Source organism: Rhodococcus sp. 14-1411-2a (genome assembly GCF_002259485.1).
Taxonomy (GTDB): domain Bacteria; phylum Actinomycetota; class Actinomycetes; order Mycobacteriales; family Mycobacteriaceae; genus Rhodococcoides.
The window spans coordinates 395,665-414,315 of sequence record NZ_NPGA01000020.1 but is presented as its reverse complement, the minus strand read 5'-3'; the positions used below and the strand labels follow the sequence as shown (position 1 = coordinate 414,315).

Sequence of the window (18,651 nt, the reverse complement as noted above, 5' to 3'; positions counted from 1 at the left end):
GGTACCCGAGGCGGTGACCGTACCGGCGAAGGACACCCCGCGATGCGTACCCGACTCAGGCGGGGCAGACGGTGCCGTCGGTCGGAAGCGCGGTGTCTCGTGCGTAGTTCACCGCGGCGCCCTGCAGACACTGAGATCCGCCCAGACTCGGATGCCCGCTGCCCTGCCACGCGGCCGAGGCGACGGCCGCACCGGTTGCCCCGACCAACCCGGTGATCGAGGACAACCCGCCGTTGCCGACGATGGGGTCGCCTGCGTTGGCCAGCACCAACACCGGGACGTCCAGGGAGGTGGGCAGCGGAGTCGACGGCGCAGTCGGCCAGGACGAGCACAGTAGTGCTGTCAGAGCAGCGTCGGTGCCGTAGATCGGATAGCGGTCGTTCCACTGAGACGACAGGTCGCGAACGCCCTGCGGCGACGGCCACTGTTGGCCGTCCGTGCACCGGGACACGAACTGACCGTCGGTGCCGTAGGCGTTCCGCCCCCGCTCGGCGAGCGCGGCCAGCGCGCTGGTGTCGGACCCGGCGGCCGAGGACAGGGCGGTGGAGAGCCCGGTGGCGCGGGACGACGCGTCGCCTGCGGTGGATGCCAGGGCGAAGGTGATGCCGTCGAGAATCTCGTGCGTGGACAGCGGCGAGAATTCGCCACCGGCGGCGCGTAGGAGCAGCTGGGCGACGGCCGCCGTCGGATCGCTGCCGAGGGAGCAGTTCAGCGCGACGCATCGCTGCGCGAACGCCGCGAAGGCTGCTTCCTTGCCCTGTGTCCGTTGTTCGGCCAACGTGATCTGATCGGCGCCGACTCCGGTCGGTGAATCGAGGATCAAACGCGAGATGTTGGCCGGAAACTTCGCTGCGTAGGCCAACGCGGTGAGCGCGCCGTTGCCCGATCCGATCAGACCTATCTGTTCCACACCCCAGAGTTGCCGCAGGCGGTCCAGATCGTCCGCCGCATAGGTGGTTCCGAACGCGAGTTCCTGCGGTTGCAAGGTGTCGGTGCATTCGATCGTGGCGTCACGACCGGCGTCGACGGCGCGGTCGACCGTGTCGGCATCGGATCTGGTGAACTGCCCCAGCGCGTCGACCTCGGTTTTGGTCTCTGCGTCGATGCAGTCCACGGCAGTGGATCGGCCGATGCCGCGTCGATCCACCGCGACGATGGGATGAGCCTCGAGCAGCGTCGCGAGCGGACCGGCGGCCATCGTGGCCAACGTGGCCGTCGAGGACCGATCCGAACCGGACGTCAGCACCAGAGGTCCCGCGTCGGTGGGCGTTCTGTCGAGCCGCGCTCGCAACGCGCCGACGGCGAACGTGCCGAACATCTGTCCACTCGCATCGACGTCGGCTTCGTATTCTGCGCATTCGAGTGTCAGGCCGGGAGTGGTGGCGGTGAGCCCGAACGCCCCGAGTGTGGCTGCGGTGCAGTCGGCCCAGGCCAGATCGGTGGCCGGAACGGCAAGTGCGACCGGTTCCGGTGGCGCCTCTGCCGAGGACTCGGCGGGCTGACCGGGGGAGCGTTGTTCCACCGCGACGTCGGGTCGGATCGACGGGCCGGCACCACAGGCCGCGCACATCGTGGCGAGGACGAGGACCGCGGCGAGCAACGTTGATTTCTGCGTCACCGTGCGAGGCTATCGACTTTTCGATCGATGCCGGGCCGCGCACTGTTCATGGCCGACGCACCCAGCGCGTGAGCAGCGTTCCGTCGGCGTCGCCCAGAACGTGTACCCGGTGCATCGGCGCGTCGGCGGCGTCGGATGCGTGGGCGATACGGCCCGCCTCTCCGGCGACCAGCATCGGCGAGATCGTCAGACACAGATCGTCCGCCGCCCCGTCGGACACGAGCTGTCCGAACAGTCCCGGTCCGCCCTCGCACAGGACGCGGCGAAATCCGAGTTCGCTCAGAGTCGCGACGATGTCGCCGGTCGAGACAGAATCGCCGGTCACCTCGATCACCGTCGCTCCCGCTGCCCGAAGCGCGGCTACCTTCGAGCCGTCCGCCGCCGCCGAGGTCAGCACCACCGGCTGCACTTCGGTGTCGGTGACCAATCGAGAATCCGCGTCGATCGAACCGGAGGCGGTGACCACGACGATCGTCGGAACCGGTGCCAGCCCGGCCGCCACCCGACGTGCCTTCGCTTCGCTGGACAGCGAGACGCCGCCGTAGTTCTCGGCCCGCGCGGTTCCGGCACCGACCAGGACGGCGTCGCACAGTTCTCGCAGGATGCCGAACAGGCGGGCGTCGGCGGGGGTTCCCAGGCCCGCCGACTTACCGTTCGCGGTCACCGATCCGTCGATGCTGGCGACGAAGTTCGTGCGAATCCACGGTCTGTCCACGTCGGTGGGATACGCGTGCAGGGCGCGGACGGCATCGTCGTCGAGTGTCGATCCGACGCTGGGCACGGACTCGGGTGCCTGCTCCGATGTGAAGTAGGTCCCAATATGGAGAAGCTGCATGAGAGAGATCAGACCACGTCGTTACGCTCGGCAAATGCCCGCACGCCTTGTCGACCGAAATCCCGTGGTTCCATCCGATCAGCTGATCGCGCAGATGGTCCCGCCGGCGATGTTCGACGACGTCAGTTTCTCCTCGTACATTCCCGACCCCAAGGAGCCGACGCAGGCTGCTGCGGTTGCGAAGGCCGAGGAGTTCGCGAGCAAGGTGCAGAAGATCCGCGGCAAGGGCAAGCGCGGTCTCTTCGGTAAGAAGACCCCGGCCATCGGTGCGGGCCTGTACCTCGACGGCGGCTTCGGTGTCGGCAAGACTCACTTGCTCGCCTCGATCTATCACAGCGTTCCCGAGCCCAAGGCGTTCGGCACGTTCGTCGAACTCACCCACGTGGTCGGTGCTCTCGGCTTCAACAAGGCGCTCGAGGAACTCTCGAGCCACAGCGTGTTGTGCATCGACGAGTTCGAGCTCGACGATCCCGGCGACACGATGTTGGTCTCGCGGTTGCTCTCCGAGCTCTCGCAGCGCGGGGTATCCATCGTCGCGACGTCCAACACCTTGCCCGGGCAGCTCGGTGAGGGTCGCTTCGCCGCCGAGGACTTCATGCGGGAGATCAAGAAACTCGGCTCCATTTTCGAGTCCATCCGGGTCGACGGCCCCGACTACCGCCACCGCGATCTGCCTCCGGCTCCCGACCCCACCTCGGAGTCCGAGCTGATCGACCGCGCCGACACCGTCGAGGGTGCAACCCTGGACGATTTCGACGAGCTGCTGGCGCATCTGAGCACGTTGCACCCCTCCCGCTACGGCAAGTTGCTCGACGGCATTCCGGCAGTGTTCCTCAAGAACGTGCACCCGGCATCGGATCAAGCCATCGCTCTGCGCCTGGTGGTCCTCGCCGACCGCCTGTACGACGCGGGCATCCCGGTGACGGCCTCGGGCGGCAAGCTCGACGAGATCTTCACCGAGGAGATGCTGGCCGGCGGCTACCGAAAGAAGTACCTGCGCGCCACCTCGCGTCTGCTGGCACTGTCCCGTTTCGCTGCAGTCGGCTGAGCGGTCGTCACAGCCTCACCTGCATGACGTAATCGTCGTGCGTCTGAACGCCGACGACGAACGTCTTGGTACCCACGATCTCGAATCCGTGTTTGGCGTAGAATTTCTGCGCCCGCACGTTCTGCTGGTTCACGCCCAACCATGCTGTCGCACAACCGGAGTGGCGTGCATGGTCGAGTGACGACGACATCAATCGCCCCGCGGCGCCGCTGCCGTGCTGGGTCGGCTGCACGTAGAGCTTGCTGACTTCCATGGTCGGCTCGGGCGAGAGTGTCGCGCGAATTCCGGGGTCCGCGGGCGGCCCGGACACGAGCATCGCGTAGCCCACGACGTCGGCATCGGCTGTCTCATCGATCAGCACCGTTCTGGCCGCGTCGTCGATGTAGTTCTCGAAGTGCTCGGCCGACAACACGTTCGAGACGAACTGCGCGATGTCCTCGGGCCGGGTTCCCGGCGGGCAGGCGAGGGGAAAGGTCGACGCGGCCACTTCGGCGACGCGACGTGCATCGGCACGTGCTGCCACGCGCACGGTCACAGCAGGTCGACCGCGTTCTTGGCATCGCGCAACGACAGCCCGGTTCGGTCGCGCAGCAGTTTGATGGCCGAGATCGCTTTACCCTCGGATTTCAGTGACTGCAATCGCGGGATCAGATCGTCCCAGGGTGTCGGACCGGCTTGTGCCGCGTCGACGATGGTGGCGGAGGACGGAAACGGCTCGCCGCGCTGGACGCTCTCGATCGCGTTCTTCGCGTCGGCGAGTCCGGCACCCGTTCGTTCACGAAAGACCTTGATGGCCTGAACCTTCTTGTTCGCGGCCAGTAGCGAATGAATGTCTGCGCGGGCGCTCTCGTCGAGACCGATGAGCCTGATGTTGCGCGAGGTCTCCGGGGACGAGCCCGGCTTCTTGCGGGCCAACAGCCACGCCGCGAGCACTGCAGCGTCGACGAGGACCAACGCCACGATGAACCATCCCCAGGTCGGCATGCCTTAGTAGACCACTTCAGCGCGACGGGTCGAAGAGCGGGACGACAACCGACGAATCGGACGTCGGGGCACCGAACAACGAGGCGGCTCCGGCAAGGGTTTTCGTCGCTGCGTCGTACTTCATCGGAGCAAGGTCGTGGCCCGCGCCCTCGATGTCGACGAGCAGAGTGGGAGCCGGGACGAGCGCGAGCGCAGCGCTCAATTCGGTCGTGGTGCCGAAAGGGTCCTTCGTGCCGTGCACCACCACCGTCGGTGTTCGAAGTTCGGGAAGGTGTTGTGTACGAGCCTTGTCCGGCTTGCCCGGCGGGTGCAGGGGATAGGAGGTCAGGACGAGTCCGTCGACGAGACCCGGTCGCTCGGCCGCGATCATGGAGCCCTGCCTGCCACCGTAGGAATGCCCACCGAATGCGATGAATCCAGAGGTCTCGGCGCGGAGGCGGTCGACGGCCGACGCGATTCCGAGCCGATCCTCGGCCGCTCTCGACGGGTGCGGCGGTCCCTTGGGTTTGCGTACTCGAAAAGGAAGGTCGAAACGCAGGACCGTGAATCCGGCTGCCGCCCATACCGACGCGATGCGCCGCAGCAGAGGCGACTCGCAGTTGCCGCCCGCACCGTGCGTGAGAGCGAGGCCGCCCCGTGCGGGTATGGAAGGTGTGTGCAGAAAGGCGACGCCCCCGCCGAGATCGATGTCGGCGGGGGCGTCGGGACCATCGAGTTCAGGCATCGTTCGAGGACGTTACCTTTTCCTGGGTGTCGGCGTGATCGGTGTCAGCAGAGCCGTCGGAGTCGGTGGAGTCCCGGTCATCGGCGTCCACCATCTCGCCGTTGTCGTCGACCATGTCCGCGAAGGCGGTCCCGGCGACGGTGCCGTTGGTTCCCGGCAGTGCGACGGTGGGCCGGGCGCCGGGTCGATAGCGATCGTCGAGGCCCTCCACGGACTTCTTCGCCTCTTCCAGGGTGGCGTCGTCGACTGTGGGTTCGCTCTGAGCATCGTCCGACACGTGAGTGTCCTTCCATCGAAGTGTGTGCGTCATCTCCACTGTGCACTTCTATGGCGTGAATCACCACAATTGATTCGTGAAGCACAAAAAAGACCCCCTCGAAAGGGGGCCTGATCTGTCTTGCTGTGGTGCGCGATACTGGGATTGAACCAGTGACCTCTTCCGTGTCAGGGAAGCGCTCTCCCGCTGAGCTAATCGCGCGTGTCCTCGCAACGGTCTTGCGACCGATGCACTAGCGAGGTGGAGACGGGAATCGAACCCGTGTGCACGGCTTTGCAGGCCGTTGCCTCACCACTCGGCCACTCCACCATGGGTCGAGACCCTCGAGCGGATGACGGGATTCGAACCCGCGACCCTCACCTTGGCAAGGTGATGCGCTACCACTGCGCCACATCCGCATACCCCGGAGGCGCTCACTGCTGGGCAGTTGTTGTCTCCGTGGTGCGGGGAAAACATTAACCCAACGGGAGTGAAACTCACAAATCTCGTGGTCAGCCCCGGAATTGGCACGATCGACGCTGTGAAAGATGTGAAAGCAGAGGCGATGGGAGCTCTGCGAAGGCGGTCCGTGGACGAATTCGGTGATCGGGCAGGCGATTCGGTTCGTCGCGGCACCTCGTGTTAATGTTTTGCCTCGTTCGGTCCCGTGGCTCAGTGGGAGAGCGTCCGCTTCACACGCGGAAGGTCGCTGGTTCGATCCCAGCCGGGACCACAGAAAAGAAGGCCCGCACCGCCCGTCGGTGCGGGCCTTCTTGCGTTCGAGGCCGGTAGCCTGAGCCGGTGAGCACCGAAGAATCGAAGCCTCAGGCCGTCGCCGACCAGGGTCCGATGGACACAGCCAAGGTGAAGCACCGTCGCTTCCGGGCGCGCATCGCCGAGAACAAGTCCCTCGATCTCGCATACCGAATCACGGTCGGTGTCGTCGGAACAGTGGTGTTGGTGCTGGGTGTACTCGCCATTCCCTACCCGGGGCCCGGCTGGTTGATCGTGTTCGCGGGCCTGGGCATCCTGGCGTCGGAATTCGCCTGGGCCAAGAGTGCGCTGCGGTTCGTCCGCAAGAGATACGACGCATTCATGGCGTGGTTCTCGAAGCAATCGATGTTCGTCAAGGGTCTCGGAGTTCTGTTCACCACGGTCGTCGTGCTGGCCACGCTGTGGCTGCTCGGCACGTTCGCGTTGGTCGGGGGCTGGATCGGACTCGAGTGGACGTGGCTCGAGAGCCCGATCTGACGTCACCCGTCGCGCTGAGGCCAATCGAGTGGACCGTTGCCGATAGGCTGTCGGAGGCCTTCCTGGCCAGAAGAATCGATCGAGGAGTACATCGCTGTGAGCATGCCCGTTGTCGCCGCCGTTTCGCCCGCCCGCATCATGGTGCCGGCCGGAACGACGGCAGGTACGGCGCTCCGCGAGACCGGCCTGCCCAACAAGGGACCCGACGCAGTGGTCGTGGTACGCGATCCCGACGGCAAGCTCCGTGACCTGTCGTGGGCACCGGAAAGCGACACCGAGGTCGAGCCCGTTCCGGCGAACACCGAGGACGGACGAAGCGTCATCAGGCACTCGGCCGCGCACGTGTTGGCGCAGGCCGTTCAAGAGCTCTTTCCCGACGCCAAGTTGGGCATCGGACCGTTCATCAAGGACGGCTTCTACTACGACTTCGACGTGAAGCAGCCGTTCACTCCCGAGGATCTGACGGCACTCGAGAAGAAGATGAAGCAGATCGTCAAAGCCGGACAGCGTTTTTCGCGTCGGGTCTACGAGTCGGTGGAGCAGGCCCGCGAGGAGTTGGCCGGCGAGCCGTACAAGCTCGAGCTGATCGACGACAAGTCCGGTATCGACGATCCCGAGGTCATGGAGGTCGGTGGGGGAGAGCTGACCGCCTACGACAACCTCAATCCCCGGACCGGCGAGCGCATCTGGGGCGATCTGTGCCGCGGACCGCACATCCCCACCACCAAGTACGTGCCCGCGTTCAAGCTCACCCGTAGTTCGGCTGCGTACTGGCGCGGCAATCAGGACAACGCCGGACTGCAGCGCATCTACGGAACTGCGTGGGAATCCACCGAAGCGCTCGACGCGCATCTCGAACTGCTGGCCGAGGCGGAGCGTCGCGATCACCGCAAGCTCGGCTCCGAGCTGGACCTGTTCAGCTTTCCCGACGAACTGGGCTCCGGTCTGCCGGTGTTCCATCCCAAGGGTGGCATCATCCGGAACGAGCTGGAGAACTACTCGCGGCAGCGGCACATCGAAGAGGGCTACGAGTTCGTCAACACCCCGCACATCACCAAGGGCCATCTCTACGAGGTCTCGGGTCACCTCGACTGGTACCGGGACGGCATGTTCCCGGCGATGCACCTGGACGCCGAGCTCGACGAGAACGGTGACGTGCGCAAGCCCGGCCAGGACTACTACCTCAAGCCGATGAACTGCCCGATGCACAACCTGATCTTCCGTTCCCGCGGCCGCTCGTACCGAGAACTGCCGTTGCGTTTGTTCGAGTTCGGCTCGGTCTACCGCTACGAGAAGTCCGGCGTCATCCACGGTCTCACCCGCGTGCGCGGCATGACCCAGGACGACGCGCACATCTTCTGCACCCGCGAGCAGATGCGGGGCGAGCTCACCAGCACCCTCGAATTCGTTCTCGGGCTGCTCAAGGACTACGGCCTCGACGATTTCTATCTCGAACTCTCCACTCGCAACCCGGAGAAGTCGGTCGGCAGCGACGAAGTCTGGGAAGAGGCAACCAACACCCTCGCCGAGGTGGCGGCGGCGTCGGGCCTGAACCTGGTGCCCGATCCGGGTGGTGCCGCGTTCTACGGACCGAAGATCTCGGTGCAGGCCAAGGATGCGCTGGGGCGTACCTGGCAGATGTCGACCATTCAGCTCGACTTCAACCTCCCCGAGCGCTTCGAGCTCGAATACACCGGCTCGGGCGGAACCAAGGAACGCCCGGTGATGATCCACCGGGCTCTGTTCGGTTCCATCGAGCGCTTCTTCGGGGTGCTCACCGAGCATTACGCGGGCGCGTTCCCGGCCTGGCTCGCACCGGTTCAGGTCGTCGGCATCCCGGTTGCCGAGGTCTACCAGGATCACTTGTTCGCGGTGGTGAACGAACTGAAGAAGCGTGGTGTGCGCGCCGAGGTCGATGCCAGCGACGATCGGATGCAGAAGAAGATCTTCAACCAGACGGCGCAGAAGGTCCCCTTCATGCTTCTCGCCGGCGAACGCGACGTCGAAGCCGGAGCCGTGAGCTTCCGATTCCGGGACGGCACCCAGGTCAACGGCGTCCCGGTGGCGCAGGCGATCACGATCGTGACCGACTGGATCTCTCAGCGCAACAACGCATCACCGACCGCCGAGCTCGTGCAGACCGACCCCGCAGGAGTGAGCTGATCATGTCGGAACAGGACGAGTCGATCGTCGTCACCGGGGCCGGTGAGCCCGATCGGCTGCAGCGACTGTGGACACCGCACCGGATGTCCTACATCGCCGAGGCTCCGCAGGGCTCGGCGAAATCGAACGAGCCGTTCTCCGACATTCCCAAGATGAGCGACGAGGACGGACTCGTCGTCGCACGAGGCGAATCGGTGTACGCGGTACTCAACCTGTACCCCTACAACCCCGGCCACGCGATGATCGTGCCGTACCGCCGCGTCGCGGCACTGGAAGACCTCACACCTGCGGAGAGCGCCGAGTTGATGGCATTCACGCAGCAGATGATTCGCGTCATCAAGCGAGTGTCACGTCCGCACGGCTTCAATGTCGGACTCAATCTCGGTGCTGCCGCAGGCGGATCGCTGGCCGAGCACCTGCATCAGCACATCGTGCCCCGGTGGGGCGGCGACGCGAACTTCATCACCGTGATCAGCGGTGCGAAGGTGATGCCGCAGTTGCTCCGTGACACTCGGGCCCTGCTCGCGTCGGCCTGGAACGAATGAACCACAGGCGAGAGGAGCACGCGCCGTGCTGAGCATTTTCGGCCGTGCGCCGGTGTCGAAGGTGACCGCGCCGCTCGGGCGTGCCCTCAACAGCACCGGGCTGACCCCCAACTCCGTGACGATCATCGGCACCGTCGTCACCGTCACGGCCGCGGTCACGATGTACCCCGCCGGCTACCTGTGGTGGGGTTCGGTCGTCATCACCCTGTTCGTGTTGTTCGACATGCTCGACGGGGCCATGGCGCGGGCACGGGGCGGTGGCACCAAATACGGTGCCGTCCTCGACGCGACGTGCGATCGAGTGGCCGACGGCGCGATCTTCGGCGGCTTGGCCTGGTGGGCGGTGTACTCCGAGCAGGACAAACCACTGCTCCTTGCCACCCTGATCTGTCTGGTCACCTCCCAGGTGATCTCGTACGTCAAGGCACGCGCCGAGGCCAGCGGACTCTCGGCCGACGGGGGTTGGATCGAACGTCCCGATCGCCTGGTCATCGTGCTCGTCGGTGCCGGATTCACCGGCGTCGGACGGCATTTCGACATTCCGTGGTTGGACAGCGTGATCTATCCGGCGATGTGGATTCTCGCCGTGCTCAGTGTCGTGACCGTGTTCCAGCGCGTTCTCGCGGTCCGCGGATCCGAGGGTGCTCGCGACATCATCGTGCCTCCGGTGGCACCGGCATCCGGCGACGGCGACGTGGCCGCGTCGTGAATCTCTCCGACAGGGCGAGCGACGCGGGTTACGCGGCCGGTTGGCGACTCGTCCGTTCTCTACCCGAGCCGGTGGCGCGACGCCTGTTCGATCGCGGTGCCGACTTCGCAGCGACGCGAGGCGGTGGCCCGGATCAGTTGCGTCGCAATCTCGCTCAAGTCCTGGGGACCACTCCCGCCGAGGTGCCCGACGAGCTGATCCGCGACAGCGTTCGCTCCTACGCCCGGTACTGGCGCGAGGCGTTCCGGTTGCCGTCGATGGATCTGGCTGCGCAGGCCGCCGTCATCGATCGGTGTGTGAACGGCAAGGAACATCTCGAGGGTGCACTCGCCGCCGGTAAGGGAGTGGTGCTGGCGTTGCCGCACAGCGGCAATTGGGACATGGCCGGAATGTGGCTGGTGCGCACGCACGGTGGGCTCTCGACCGTCGCCGAACGGCTGAAGCCCGAATCTCTGTACCAGCGATTCGTCGCCTATCGGGAGAGCCTGGGCTTCGAGATCTTTCCGCTCAGCGGCGGCGAGCAACCGCCGCTTCTCGCACTGTCCGAGAGACTGCGCCAGAACAAGGTGGTCTGCCTGCTCGGCGAGCGAGATCTCGCCAAGCACGGCGTGCCGGTCACCTTCTTCGGTGAACCGACCAGGATGCCCGCCGGTGCCGCGAAACTCGCGATCGACACCGGAGCGACGCTGTTGCCGGTACACGGCTATTTCGACGGCGACGGCTGGGGCTTCGACATTTCGCCTGCAGTGGACGTCTCGGCCGGAGTCGGTCCTGCCACCCAGACGTTGGCCGATCACTTCGCTGCCGGCATCCGAGCGCATCCGGCGGACTGGCACATGCTGCAACCGTTGTGGATGAGCGACTGGTCGGCCGAGCGACGTGCCCGAATCGAGGGCGCGTGAAGATCGGCATGGTGTGCCCGTACTCGTTCGACGTTCCCGGTGGAGTGCAGGCGCACGTTCAGCAGCTGGCCGAGGTGTTCATCGAACGCGGACATCGCGTCAGTGTCCTGGCTCCGGCGTCGGACGACGTCGAGTTGCCGGATTTCGTGGTGTCGGCGGGCGAGGCGCTCGCCATTCCCTACAACGGATCCGTCGCGCGGCTTCGATTCGGGCCGATCACGTATTCCCGAATCCGTAAGTGGATCTCCGACAACGATTTCGACGTGCTGCACATCCACGAACCGAACGCGCCCAGCCTGTCGATGTTGGCGCTCAAGGCCGCGGACGGACCGATCGTGGCAACCTTCCACACCTCGACGACGAAGTCCTTGGTGCTCAGCACCTTTCAGGGTGTGCTGCGGCCGTATCACGAGAAGATCAGCGGACGTATAGCTGTCTCGGAACTCGCCCGACGCTGGCAGGTCGAGGCCCTCGGCTCCGACGCCGTCGAGATCCCCAACGGAGTCGACGTTCCTGCCTTCGCCGACGCCCCTGTCCTGGAAGGCTATCCACGTGCCGGTCGCACGGTGCTCTTCCTCGGCCGCTTCGACGAACCACGCAAGGGAATGGCGGTCCTGCTCGGGGCACTGCCCACCCTCGTCGAATCCCATCCCGACATCGAGATCCTCATCGTCGGCCGCGGCGACGAGGACAAGCTCCGCAAGGACGCAGGCGCACTCGCCTCGCACCTGACGTTCCTGGGGCAGGTGGACGATGCGACCAAGGCATCGGCGATGCGCAGCGCGGACGTCTACTGCGCACCCAACCTCGGCGGTGAGAGCTTCGGCATCGTCCTCGTCGAGGCCATGGCCGCCGGAACTCCGGTGGTGGCAAGCGAACTCGACGCATTCCGGCGGGTGCTCAAGGACGGCACCTGCGGACTGCTGGTTCCGATCGACGATTCCGATGCCGTCGCCGCCGCAGTGACCGCGATCCTCTCCGACGACACCGTTCGTGCTCGCCTCGTCGATGCCGCCTCGGTCGCCGTGGCCGCCTACGACTGGCCCGTCGTCGCCGAGCAGATCCTGCGGGTCTACGAAACCGTCACCCTCGGGGGCCAGAAAGTGCGGGCGGCGAACTGATGACCCTCTCGGCGCTCACGATCCTGGTACTCGGTCTGGTCGCGGTACTGATTCTCGTCGTCGGCCTGTGGGCGTACGGCACGGCGAACCGACTGGACCGCTTGCACGTGCGTACCGACCTTGCCTGGCAGGCACTCGATGCAGCACTGGCCCGCCGTGCCGTCGTCGCGCGAGCGGTGTCCGCTGCCACCCGCGACACGGCCTCGGCGAGCAGAGAACTCGCCGCACTGGCCGATCGGGCCGAACGCGCCGACCGGTCGCAGCGGGAAGAGGCCGAGAACGCGGTGTCCATGGCTCTTGCCGTCGTCGAGCCGAACGCCCTGCCCCCGCAACTGGTCGCCGAACTGGCCGACGCCGAGGCCCGCGTGCTGATCGCACGGCGCTTCCACAACGACGCCGTCCGGGACACTCTGGCGCTGCGGGTCAGACGCCCGGTCCGGTGGTTGCATCTGGGTGGTACCGCGGCCCTGCCGTCGTATTTCGAGATCGCCGAGCGGTCTGCTGCCGCGACGTTCGGCAGCGAGAACAGAGCCACTCCGCGAACATCCGCTCGGGTGGTGCTGCTCGACGAACGGGGCCGCGTTCTGCTGTTGCGCGGACACGATCCGACGGTGCCCGACACCTTCTTCTGGTTCACCATCGGTGGGGCAGTGGAGAAGGGCGAGTCGCTCCGCGAAGCAGCGGTGCGCGAGGTGCACGAGGAAACCGGCCTGACCGTCGCGGCGGCAGATCTGCGCGGTCCACTGTGGCGACGGGTTGCCACGTTCCCGTTCAACGGAACCCTGATCCGTTCCGAGGAACTGTTCTTCGCGATCCGTACGCAGGAGTTCGAGCCCCACAGCGCCGGGTTCACCGATTTCGAGCGCCGCACCGTGACCGGCCATCAGTGGTGCACCGAGGCCGACATCCGTGCGCTCAGCGCAGTCGGCGAGAACGTCTATCCCCAGGACCTCGCGGAACTGCTGGACGAGGTGAACGTGGCTCTCGCGCGACGCGGCGACCCGGACGTGCGCGCTATCCGGTAGCAATCTGGACCCTTTTCGAGCAGTCCAGCAATCATGAAGTGGTTATGGGAAACTGTCGCCAGGAGGCCTACAGTTCTGGGCGCGACTTCGCGCCGCGCGTGATCGATTGCGCGACTGGACGTGGTCGCACATATCAGTCCGGAGCGCCACGAACGGTGCCCAGAACACAGGAGTCGGCTTGAGTACCCCACACGCATCCACTACACCCGCTGGATCTGCCGAAGGCGGTTCGGGCGAGAACGGAATCGGCACCGCGCGCGTCAAGCGGGGGATGGCCGAGATGCTCAAGGGCGGCGTCATCATGGACGTGGTCACCGCCGATCAGGCCAAGATCGCCGAAGACGCCGGAGCAGTTGCCGTCATGGCCCTCGAGCGCGTCCCCGCCGACATTCGCGCTCAGGGTGGGGTGTCGCGCATGAGCGACCCCGACATGATCGACAGCATCATCTCCTCGGTCAGCATCCCGGTGATGGCGAAAGCCCGCATCGGCCACTTCGTCGAAGCGCAGATTCTGCAGAGCCTCGGCGTCGACTACATCGACGAGTCCGAGGTGCTCACCCCGGCCGATTACGCCAACCACATCGACAAGTGGAACTTCACCGTTCCCTTCGTCTGTGGTGCCACCAACCTGGGTGAGGCGATGCGTCGAATCACCGAGGGGGCGGCCATGATTCGCTCCAAGGGCGAGGCCGGAACCGGCGACGTCTCGAACGCGACGACGCACATGCGCAAGATCCGCGACGAGATCCGTCGCCTCACCTCGCTCCCCGAGGACGAGCTGTACGTGGCGGCGAAGGAACTGCAGGCCCCGTACGACCTCGTCGTCGAGGTCGCCCGGGCCGGCAAACTGCCCGTCACACTGTTCACCGCCGGCGGCATCGCCACTCCCGCGGACGCAGCGATGATGATGCAGCTCGGTGCCGAGGGCGTGTTCGTCGGATCGGGAATCTTCAAGTCCGGCAACCCCAAGGAGCGCGCCGAGGCGATCGTCAAGGCCACCACGTTCTTCGACGACCCCGATGTGCTCGCCAAGGTCTCGCGCGGTCTCGGTGAGGCAATGGTCGGCATCAACGTCGACGACCTCCCCGTCGGACACCGTCTCGCCGAGCGTGGCTGGTGACGGTTCTGCGTCAGTAGCGTTCGAGTGCCGGGCGGTCGGGATGGTCCCATCGGACCAGAAGATCCGGCCGCTCGGCCGAGCCGTCGAGGCTCTCGTAGTACTCGAGCAACGGGGCGCAGGTCCACTGATCGGGGGCGCTCGTTCTGCGGCGTAAAGCGTTCGCGGACAGGCGTAGCTGCACCGACAGATCGACGTTCAATCCCCGTCCGAGCAGCATGGGTCCCGCGACCAGGACGATCTGATTCGCCGCCGCCGAGGTTGTGCGGGCCCGAGCCGAGCGGTCGGTGGCCTCATCCCACAGTCGCGGTAGAAAGTGACCTCCGCCACCGGGTCCCAGCGGGGCGATGACTTCTCGAACCAGGGCGTCGTAGTCGAACCACAGTGTGCGATAGCTCAATTCGTCGGTCCGCGAGTATTCGAATCGAATGGACGCAGGTCGGACGTAGTCGTGCAGGTCGACGACGGCAGCCGGACGGCCCCGAGAGCGGGCGTGTTCGGCTGTGCGCGTGGCGAAGTCGACCGGTCGCGCGGCATCGGCACCGTCGATCACGACGATCGAGCGGGCACCGTCCGGGCACGAATCGACGATCGACTCGACGAGAAGATCGGGAAATATCGGCATCGGTTGACCCACACCGACCATCTTGCCTGGTCCATCCATTGTTAGCCTGAGCCGTTGTCACAGAAAGGTGGACACCAGCCATGGCCAGCATCGAGGACATTCTCGAATTGGAACGGATCGAGAACGACATCTATCGGGGACGGACTTTCCCTTCTCGGTTGCCCCGTACGTTCGGCGGTCAGGTGGCGGGCCAGGCGCTCGTCGCGGCGGTGCGCACAGTGGCTCCCGAGTTTCGTGTGCACTCGCTGCACGGCTACTTTCTGCGTCCGGGCAATCCGAACGAACCGGCCGTCTTCATGGTCGATCGGATCCGCGACGGCCGGTCGTTCTGCACACGCCGCGTCACCGGAATTCAGCACGGCAAGGCGATCTTCACGATGTCTGCCTCGTTCCACGGCGACGACGACGGCATTTCGCACCAGGACGTCATGCCCGAGGTCGTCGGACCGGACAGCCTGCCCGATCCCACCACCCTCGCCGAATACGACCACTCGTACTACAAGGAGTGGTCGGAATGGGACATCCGTCTCATTCCCGAAGACCAGACCGTCAAGCATCCCAGTTTCGCTGCGCAGCAACGTGTGTGGTTCCGCTACCGCGATACGTTGCCCGACGATCAGGTGTTCCACGTCTGCGCACTCGCGTACATGAGCGACATGACGTTGATCGGCTCCGCCAAGGTGCCGCACCCGGACGCCGTCACCCAGACGGCCTCGCTCGATCACGCGCTGTGGTTCCTGCGGCCGTTCCGGGCAGACGAATGGTTGCTCTACGACCAGACGTCACCGTCGGCCGATTTCGGCCGGGCACTGGCTCAGGGGCGAATTTTCGACACGTCCGGACGCATGGTTGCCGCGGTGGTGCAAGAAGGGCTCATGCGTTACGAGCGGGACCCGGACGCGCCTCATGTCGATCCCTTCGGCCGCAAGTGACCGCTCCGACCATCGGTGTTCTCGCGCTGCAGGGCGACGTTCGCGAACACCTGGCTGCGCTCGAGTCGAGCGGTGCGCGCGGAGTCACCGTGCGGCGTCCTGCCGAACTGGCGCAGATCGACGGCTTGATCATCCCCGGCGGGGAATCGACGACCATGAGCAACCTGCTCGGCGTGTTCGAGCTCCTCGACCCGCTGCGCGCGCGGTTGGCGGAGGGACTGCCTGCCTACGGCTCCTGTGCGGGCATGATTCTGCTGGCGTCCGAGATTCTCGACACCAGGCCCGACGCCCGACATCTGGATTGCCTCGACATCACCGTGCGGCGCAACGCTTTCGGTCGTCAGGTCGATTCGTTCGAGACCGATCTCGACGTCACCGGTATCGACGGTGGGCCGGTGCGGGCGGTGTTCATTCGCGCGCCGTGGGTCGAGCGGGTGGGCGAGCGCGTCGAGGTGCTCGCCACCGTGCCGCACGGACCGGCCGCCGGACGCGTGGTTGCCGTTCGCCAGAACTCCGTTCTCGCGACGAGTTTTCATCCCGAGGTCACCGGCGACGATCGAGTGCACGCACTCTTCGTCGACATGGTGCGCAGCCGCTAGAACCTTCGACGGTCGGACGGTGCCGAGCGCGGTACCGGGCGAGTAAAGTCGACAACACTGATTTCGAGCAGGAAGGGGCCCTATCGCATGAGCGGCCACTCAAAATGGGCCACCACCAAGCACAAGAAGGCGGTGATCGACGCCCGACGTGGCAAGTCTTTCGCCAAGCTCATCAAGAACATCGAGGTGGCGGCCCGCACGGGTGGCGGTGACCCCACCGGCAACCCGACGCTCTTCGACGCCATTCAGAAGGCGAAGAAGACCTCGGTGCCCATCGACAACATCGAGCGGGCGCGCAAGCGAGGTGCAGGCGAGGAGACCGGCGGGGCCGATTGGCAGACCATCATGTACGAGGGCTACGGACCCAACGGTGTCGCCATCCTCATCGAGTGCCTCACCGACAACCGCAACCGCGCCGCAGGCGAGGTTCGTGTCGCGATGACCCGTAACGGCGGGAACATGGCCGACCCGGGTTCGGTGTCGTACCTGTTCTCGCGCAAGGGTGTGGTGACCCTGGAGAAGAACGGTCAGAGCGAGGACGACGTCCTGATGGCCGTTCTCGAAGCCGGTGCCGAGGAAGTCAACGACAACGGCGACACGTTCGAGGTCGTCAGCGAGCCGACCGACCTGGTCGCCGTGCGCACCGCGTTGCAGGAGGCCGGAATCGACTACGACTCGGCCGAGGCGAGCTTCCAGGCGTCGGTGAACGTCCCGGTCGACGCGGACGGTGCACGCAAGGTGTTCAAGCTCATCGATGCACTCGAAGACAGCGACGACGTCCAGAACGTGTGGTCCAACGTCGACCTCTCCGACGAGGTCATGGCCGAGCTCGACGCCGAGGACTGACGCCCCTCGCATCCGACGACGTGATCGACCGGGTGTCGTATCCCTGATCCGACGGGGGGCTCCGCTACGCTATCGAACAACAGTTCGTAAGCGGAAGGTGTGGTGGCGTGCGGGTGATGGGTGTCGACCCCGGTCTCACCAGGTGTGGGCTCAGTCTGATCGAGGGCGGTGTGGGCCGAACGGTGGTTGCGCTCGATGTCGATGTGGTGCGAACGCCCGCGGACATGGACCTCGCGCAGCGTCTGCTGCGGATTTCCGAGGCGGCGGAATACTGGCTCGATACCCACAAGCCCTCGGTGGTGGCGATCGAGCGAGTGTTCGCTCAACACAACGTTCGCACGGCCATGGGCACGGCCCAGGCCGGTGGCGTCATCGCCCTCGCAGCGGCCAGGCGTGGCGTCGACGTCTGCTTTCACACTCCCAGTGAGGTCAAGGCGGCCGTCACGGGCAACGGTTCGGCCGACAAGGCTCAGGTGACCGCCATGGTCATGCGCATTCTCGGACTGCAGACTGCACCGACTCCCGCCGACGCGGCCGACGCTTTGGCCCTCGGTATCTGTCACTGCTGGCGAGCACCCATGATCGCGCGGATGGCGAAGGCCGAAGCCATGGCCGCCGAGCAGAAACGCAAGTACGACGCGCGTCTGGCCGAGGAGCGCAAGGCTCGCGCCGTCGTGGCACGCAGGATCGAGAAAATGGCCAAGAAGGAGGCGGGCGCACGATGATCGCGTCGATCAGGGGTTCGGTGGTGGACATCGCGCTCGATCACACCGTGCTCGAGGCCGCGGGCGTCGGGTACCGGGTCAACGCCACTCCGGCGACGCTGGCCACGCTGCACCGGGGGAGCGAAGCGACCCTCCTGACGACCATGATCGTGCGCGAGGATTCGCAGACGCTGTACGGGTTCCCCGACAAGGAGTCGCGTGAGCTGTTCGAGTTGCTCCTCACCGTGACCGGCGTCGGCCCGCGAATCGCCATGGCGACTCTTGCCGTACACGAGCCCGATGCGCTGCGAACTGCGTTGGCGGACAGTGATATCGGAGCTCTGACCAGGGTGCCCGGTATCGGGAAGCGCGGCGCGGAGAGAATGGTCGTCGAGTTGCGCGACAAGGTCGACGCGGTGGTCGGGCGCGCCGGAAGCGCAGCCGTGCCGGGGTCCGGTGCCGGCAACTCGATGCGAGACCAGATCGTCGAAGCGCTGATCGGTCTCGGATTCCCCACCAAGCAGGCCGAGGAAGCCACCGATGCGGTGCTCGCCCAGCAGCCCGAGGCCACGACGTCGACCGCGTTGAGGTCGGCGCTGGCGTACCTCGGAAAGTCCAGGTAGGCCCGGGTGACCGAGGACGACCAG

At 65.8% G+C, this 18,651-nt stretch carries 21 protein-coding genes and 4 tRNA genes; 15 read left to right on the top strand and 10 right to left on the bottom strand.

What is annotated here, in order from left to right; all coding sequences use genetic code 11:
* Window positions 1-55 precede the first annotated feature (55 nt).
* Window positions 56-1,618, bottom strand: coding sequence for an alpha/beta hydrolase (locus CH291_RS22885; RefSeq protein ID WP_094688724.1), 1,563 nt, complete (start codon window positions 1,616-1,618; stop codon window positions 56-58).
* A 46-nt stretch (window positions 1,619-1,664) separates the two neighbouring features.
* The gene (locus CH291_RS22880; protein WP_068050605.1) at window positions 1,665-2,453 is read right to left on the bottom strand and encodes a pyrimidine reductase family protein; all 789 of its coding nucleotides are present in this window, start codon (window positions 2,451-2,453) and stop codon (window positions 1,665-1,667) included.
* A 34-nt stretch (window positions 2,454-2,487) separates the two neighbouring features.
* On the opposite strand from CH291_RS22880, the gene zapE reads away from it, so the two are divergent.
* Window positions 2,488-3,501: a cell division protein ZapE gene (zapE, locus tag CH291_RS22875; protein ID WP_068050604.1), complete on the top strand. Its 1,014-nt coding sequence runs from the start codon at window positions 2,488-2,490 to the stop codon at window positions 3,499-3,501.
* A 7-nt stretch (window positions 3,502-3,508) separates the two neighbouring features.
* On the opposite strand, the gene CH291_RS22870 is transcribed toward zapE, so the two are convergent.
* From CH291_RS22870 to CH291_RS22840, 7 genes are all read right to left on the bottom strand, one after another.
* Window positions 3,509-4,036 (bottom strand): GNAT family N-acetyltransferase, encoded by a 528-nt coding sequence (locus CH291_RS22870; RefSeq protein ID WP_068050603.1) that lies wholly within the window; start codon window positions 4,034-4,036, stop codon window positions 3,509-3,511.
* Window positions 4,033-4,485, bottom strand: a complete 453-nt coding sequence (locus tag CH291_RS22865; protein ID WP_068050602.1) for a hypothetical protein — start codon at window positions 4,483-4,485, stop codon at window positions 4,033-4,035. The genes CH291_RS22870 and CH291_RS22865 overlap by 4 nt, the downstream gene beginning before the upstream one ends.
* Before the next feature lie 16 nt (window positions 4,486-4,501).
* Window positions 4,502-5,209, bottom strand: coding sequence for an alpha/beta hydrolase family protein (locus CH291_RS22860; RefSeq protein ID WP_094688723.1), 708 nt, complete (start codon window positions 5,207-5,209; stop codon window positions 4,502-4,504).
* Window positions 5,202-5,486 (bottom strand): hypothetical protein, encoded by a 285-nt coding sequence (locus tag CH291_RS22855; RefSeq protein ID WP_256980953.1) that lies wholly within the window; start codon window positions 5,484-5,486, stop codon window positions 5,202-5,204. The genes CH291_RS22860 and CH291_RS22855 overlap by 8 nt, the downstream gene beginning before the upstream one ends.
* A gap of 126 nt (window positions 5,487-5,612) precedes the next feature.
* Window positions 5,613-5,687, bottom strand: a tRNA-Val gene (locus CH291_RS22850).
* Between the two features lie 37 nt (window positions 5,688-5,724).
* Window positions 5,725-5,795, bottom strand: a tRNA-Cys gene (locus CH291_RS22845).
* A 17-nt stretch (window positions 5,796-5,812) separates the two neighbouring features.
* Window positions 5,813-5,884: transfer RNA gene (locus tag CH291_RS22840), tRNA-Gly, on the bottom strand.
* A 242-nt stretch (window positions 5,885-6,126) separates the two neighbouring features.
* On the opposite strand from CH291_RS22840, the gene CH291_RS22835 reads away from it, so the two are divergent.
* From CH291_RS22835 to pdxS, 9 genes are all read left to right on the top strand, one after another.
* Window positions 6,127-6,198 (top strand) — tRNA-Val (locus CH291_RS22835).
* Between the two features lie 116 nt (window positions 6,199-6,314).
* Window positions 6,315-6,716 carry a TIGR02611 family protein gene (locus CH291_RS22830; RefSeq protein ID WP_068050610.1) on the top strand — a complete coding sequence of 134 codons (402 nt, stop codon included), beginning with the start codon at window positions 6,315-6,317 and terminating at the stop codon, window positions 6,714-6,716.
* A 102-nt stretch (window positions 6,717-6,818) separates the two neighbouring features.
* Window positions 6,819-8,879: a threonine--tRNA ligase gene (thrS, locus tag CH291_RS22825; RefSeq protein WP_094688722.1), complete on the top strand. Its 2,061-nt coding sequence runs from the start codon at window positions 6,819-6,821 to the stop codon at window positions 8,877-8,879.
* 2 nt (window positions 8,880-8,881) lie between these two features.
* Complete coding sequence (locus tag CH291_RS22820; protein WP_032397953.1) at window positions 8,882-9,424, top strand: HIT family protein; 543 nt, start codon at window positions 8,882-8,884, stop codon at window positions 9,422-9,424.
* A gap of 25 nt (window positions 9,425-9,449) precedes the next feature.
* Complete coding sequence (gene pgsA, locus CH291_RS22815; RefSeq protein WP_094688721.1) at window positions 9,450-10,133, top strand: phosphatidylinositol phosphate synthase; 684 nt, start codon at window positions 9,450-9,452, stop codon at window positions 10,131-10,133.
* The gene (locus CH291_RS22810; protein WP_094688720.1) at window positions 10,130-11,035 is read left to right on the top strand and encodes a phosphatidylinositol mannoside acyltransferase; all 906 of its coding nucleotides are present in this window, start codon (window positions 10,130-10,132) and stop codon (window positions 11,033-11,035) included. The genes pgsA and CH291_RS22810 overlap by 4 nt, the downstream gene beginning before the upstream one ends.
* Window positions 11,032-12,156, top strand: a complete 1,125-nt coding sequence (locus tag CH291_RS22805; protein WP_094641948.1) for a glycosyltransferase family 4 protein — start codon at window positions 11,032-11,034, stop codon at window positions 12,154-12,156. Before CH291_RS22810 ends, CH291_RS22805 begins: the two co-directional genes overlap by 4 nt.
* The gene (locus CH291_RS22800; protein ID WP_068050596.1) at window positions 12,156-13,181 is read left to right on the top strand and encodes an NUDIX hydrolase; all 1,026 of its coding nucleotides are present in this window, start codon (window positions 12,156-12,158) and stop codon (window positions 13,179-13,181) included. The genes CH291_RS22805 and CH291_RS22800 overlap by 1 nt, the downstream gene beginning before the upstream one ends.
* Window positions 13,182-13,359: 178 nt before the next feature.
* A complete protein-coding gene (pdxS, locus tag CH291_RS22795; RefSeq protein ID WP_082899040.1) occupies window positions 13,360-14,301 on the top strand; it encodes a pyridoxal 5'-phosphate synthase lyase subunit PdxS in 942 nt (313 codons plus the stop codon).
* Window positions 14,302-14,311: 10 nt separating this feature from the next.
* Here pdxS and CH291_RS22790 read toward each other — a convergent pair whose 3' ends face one another.
* Window positions 14,312-14,944 (bottom strand): hypothetical protein, encoded by a 633-nt coding sequence (locus CH291_RS22790; RefSeq protein WP_256980952.1) that lies wholly within the window; start codon window positions 14,942-14,944, stop codon window positions 14,312-14,314.
* A gap of 59 nt (window positions 14,945-15,003) precedes the next feature.
* Between CH291_RS22790 and CH291_RS22785 the strand changes: the two genes are divergently transcribed.
* The 5 genes from CH291_RS22785 (at window position 15,004) to ruvA (ending at window position 18,627) form a co-directional block, all read left to right on the top strand.
* Window positions 15,004-15,855, top strand: a complete 852-nt coding sequence (locus tag CH291_RS22785; protein WP_068050595.1) for an acyl-CoA thioesterase — start codon at window positions 15,004-15,006, stop codon at window positions 15,853-15,855.
* On the top strand, window positions 15,852-16,454 hold the full coding sequence (gene pdxT, locus CH291_RS22780; RefSeq protein WP_068050594.1) for a pyridoxal 5'-phosphate synthase glutaminase subunit PdxT: 603 nt from the start codon (window positions 15,852-15,854) through the stop codon (window positions 16,452-16,454). Before CH291_RS22785 ends, pdxT begins: the two co-directional genes overlap by 4 nt.
* A gap of 87 nt (window positions 16,455-16,541) precedes the next feature.
* Window positions 16,542-17,300, top strand: a complete 759-nt coding sequence (locus CH291_RS22775; protein WP_094641944.1) for a YebC/PmpR family DNA-binding transcriptional regulator — start codon at window positions 16,542-16,544, stop codon at window positions 17,298-17,300.
* 107 nt (window positions 17,301-17,407) lie between these two features.
* A complete protein-coding gene (gene ruvC, locus CH291_RS22770) occupies window positions 17,408-18,025 on the top strand; it encodes a crossover junction endodeoxyribonuclease RuvC (RefSeq protein ID WP_037189428.1) in 618 nt (205 codons plus the stop codon).
* Window positions 18,022-18,627: a Holliday junction branch migration protein RuvA gene (gene ruvA, locus CH291_RS22765; protein ID WP_094688719.1), complete on the top strand. Its 606-nt coding sequence runs from the start codon at window positions 18,022-18,024 to the stop codon at window positions 18,625-18,627. Before ruvC ends, ruvA begins: the two co-directional genes overlap by 4 nt.
* Window positions 18,628-18,651: the final 24 nt, after the last annotated feature.

Coding starts and splice junctions, on each gene's coding strand:
- CH291_RS22880 (WP_068050605.1), bottom strand. CDS start 2,453: ATGCAGCTTCTCCATATTGGGACCTACTTCACATCGGAGCAGGCACCC.
- zapE (WP_068050604.1), top strand. CDS start 2,488: ATGCCCGCACGCCTTGTCGACCGAAATCCCGTGGTTCCATCCGATCAG.
- CH291_RS22865 (WP_068050602.1), bottom strand. CDS start 4,485: ATGCCGACCTGGGGATGGTTCATCGTGGCGTTGGTCCTCGTCGACGCT.
- CH291_RS22860 (WP_094688723.1), bottom strand. CDS start 5,209: ATGCCTGAACTCGATGGTCCCGACGCCCCCGCCGACATCGATCTCGGC.
- CH291_RS22830 (WP_068050610.1), top strand. CDS start 6,315: ATGGACACAGCCAAGGTGAAGCACCGTCGCTTCCGGGCGCGCATCGCC.
- thrS (WP_094688722.1), top strand. CDS start 6,819: ATGCCCGTTGTCGCCGCCGTTTCGCCCGCCCGCATCATGGTGCCGGCC.
- CH291_RS22820 (WP_032397953.1), top strand. CDS start 8,882: ATGTCGGAACAGGACGAGTCGATCGTCGTCACCGGGGCCGGTGAGCCC.
- CH291_RS22800 (WP_068050596.1), top strand. CDS start 12,156: ATGACCCTCTCGGCGCTCACGATCCTGGTACTCGGTCTGGTCGCGGTA.
- CH291_RS22790 (WP_256980952.1), bottom strand. CDS start 14,944: ATGGTCGGTGTGGGTCAACCGATGCCGATATTTCCCGATCTTCTCGTC.
- CH291_RS22785 (WP_068050595.1), top strand. CDS start 15,004: ATGGCCAGCATCGAGGACATTCTCGAATTGGAACGGATCGAGAACGAC.
- CH291_RS22775 (WP_094641944.1), top strand. CDS start 16,542: ATGAGCGGCCACTCAAAATGGGCCACCACCAAGCACAAGAAGGCGGTG.
- ruvA (WP_094688719.1), top strand. CDS start 18,022: ATGATCGCGTCGATCAGGGGTTCGGTGGTGGACATCGCGCTCGATCAC.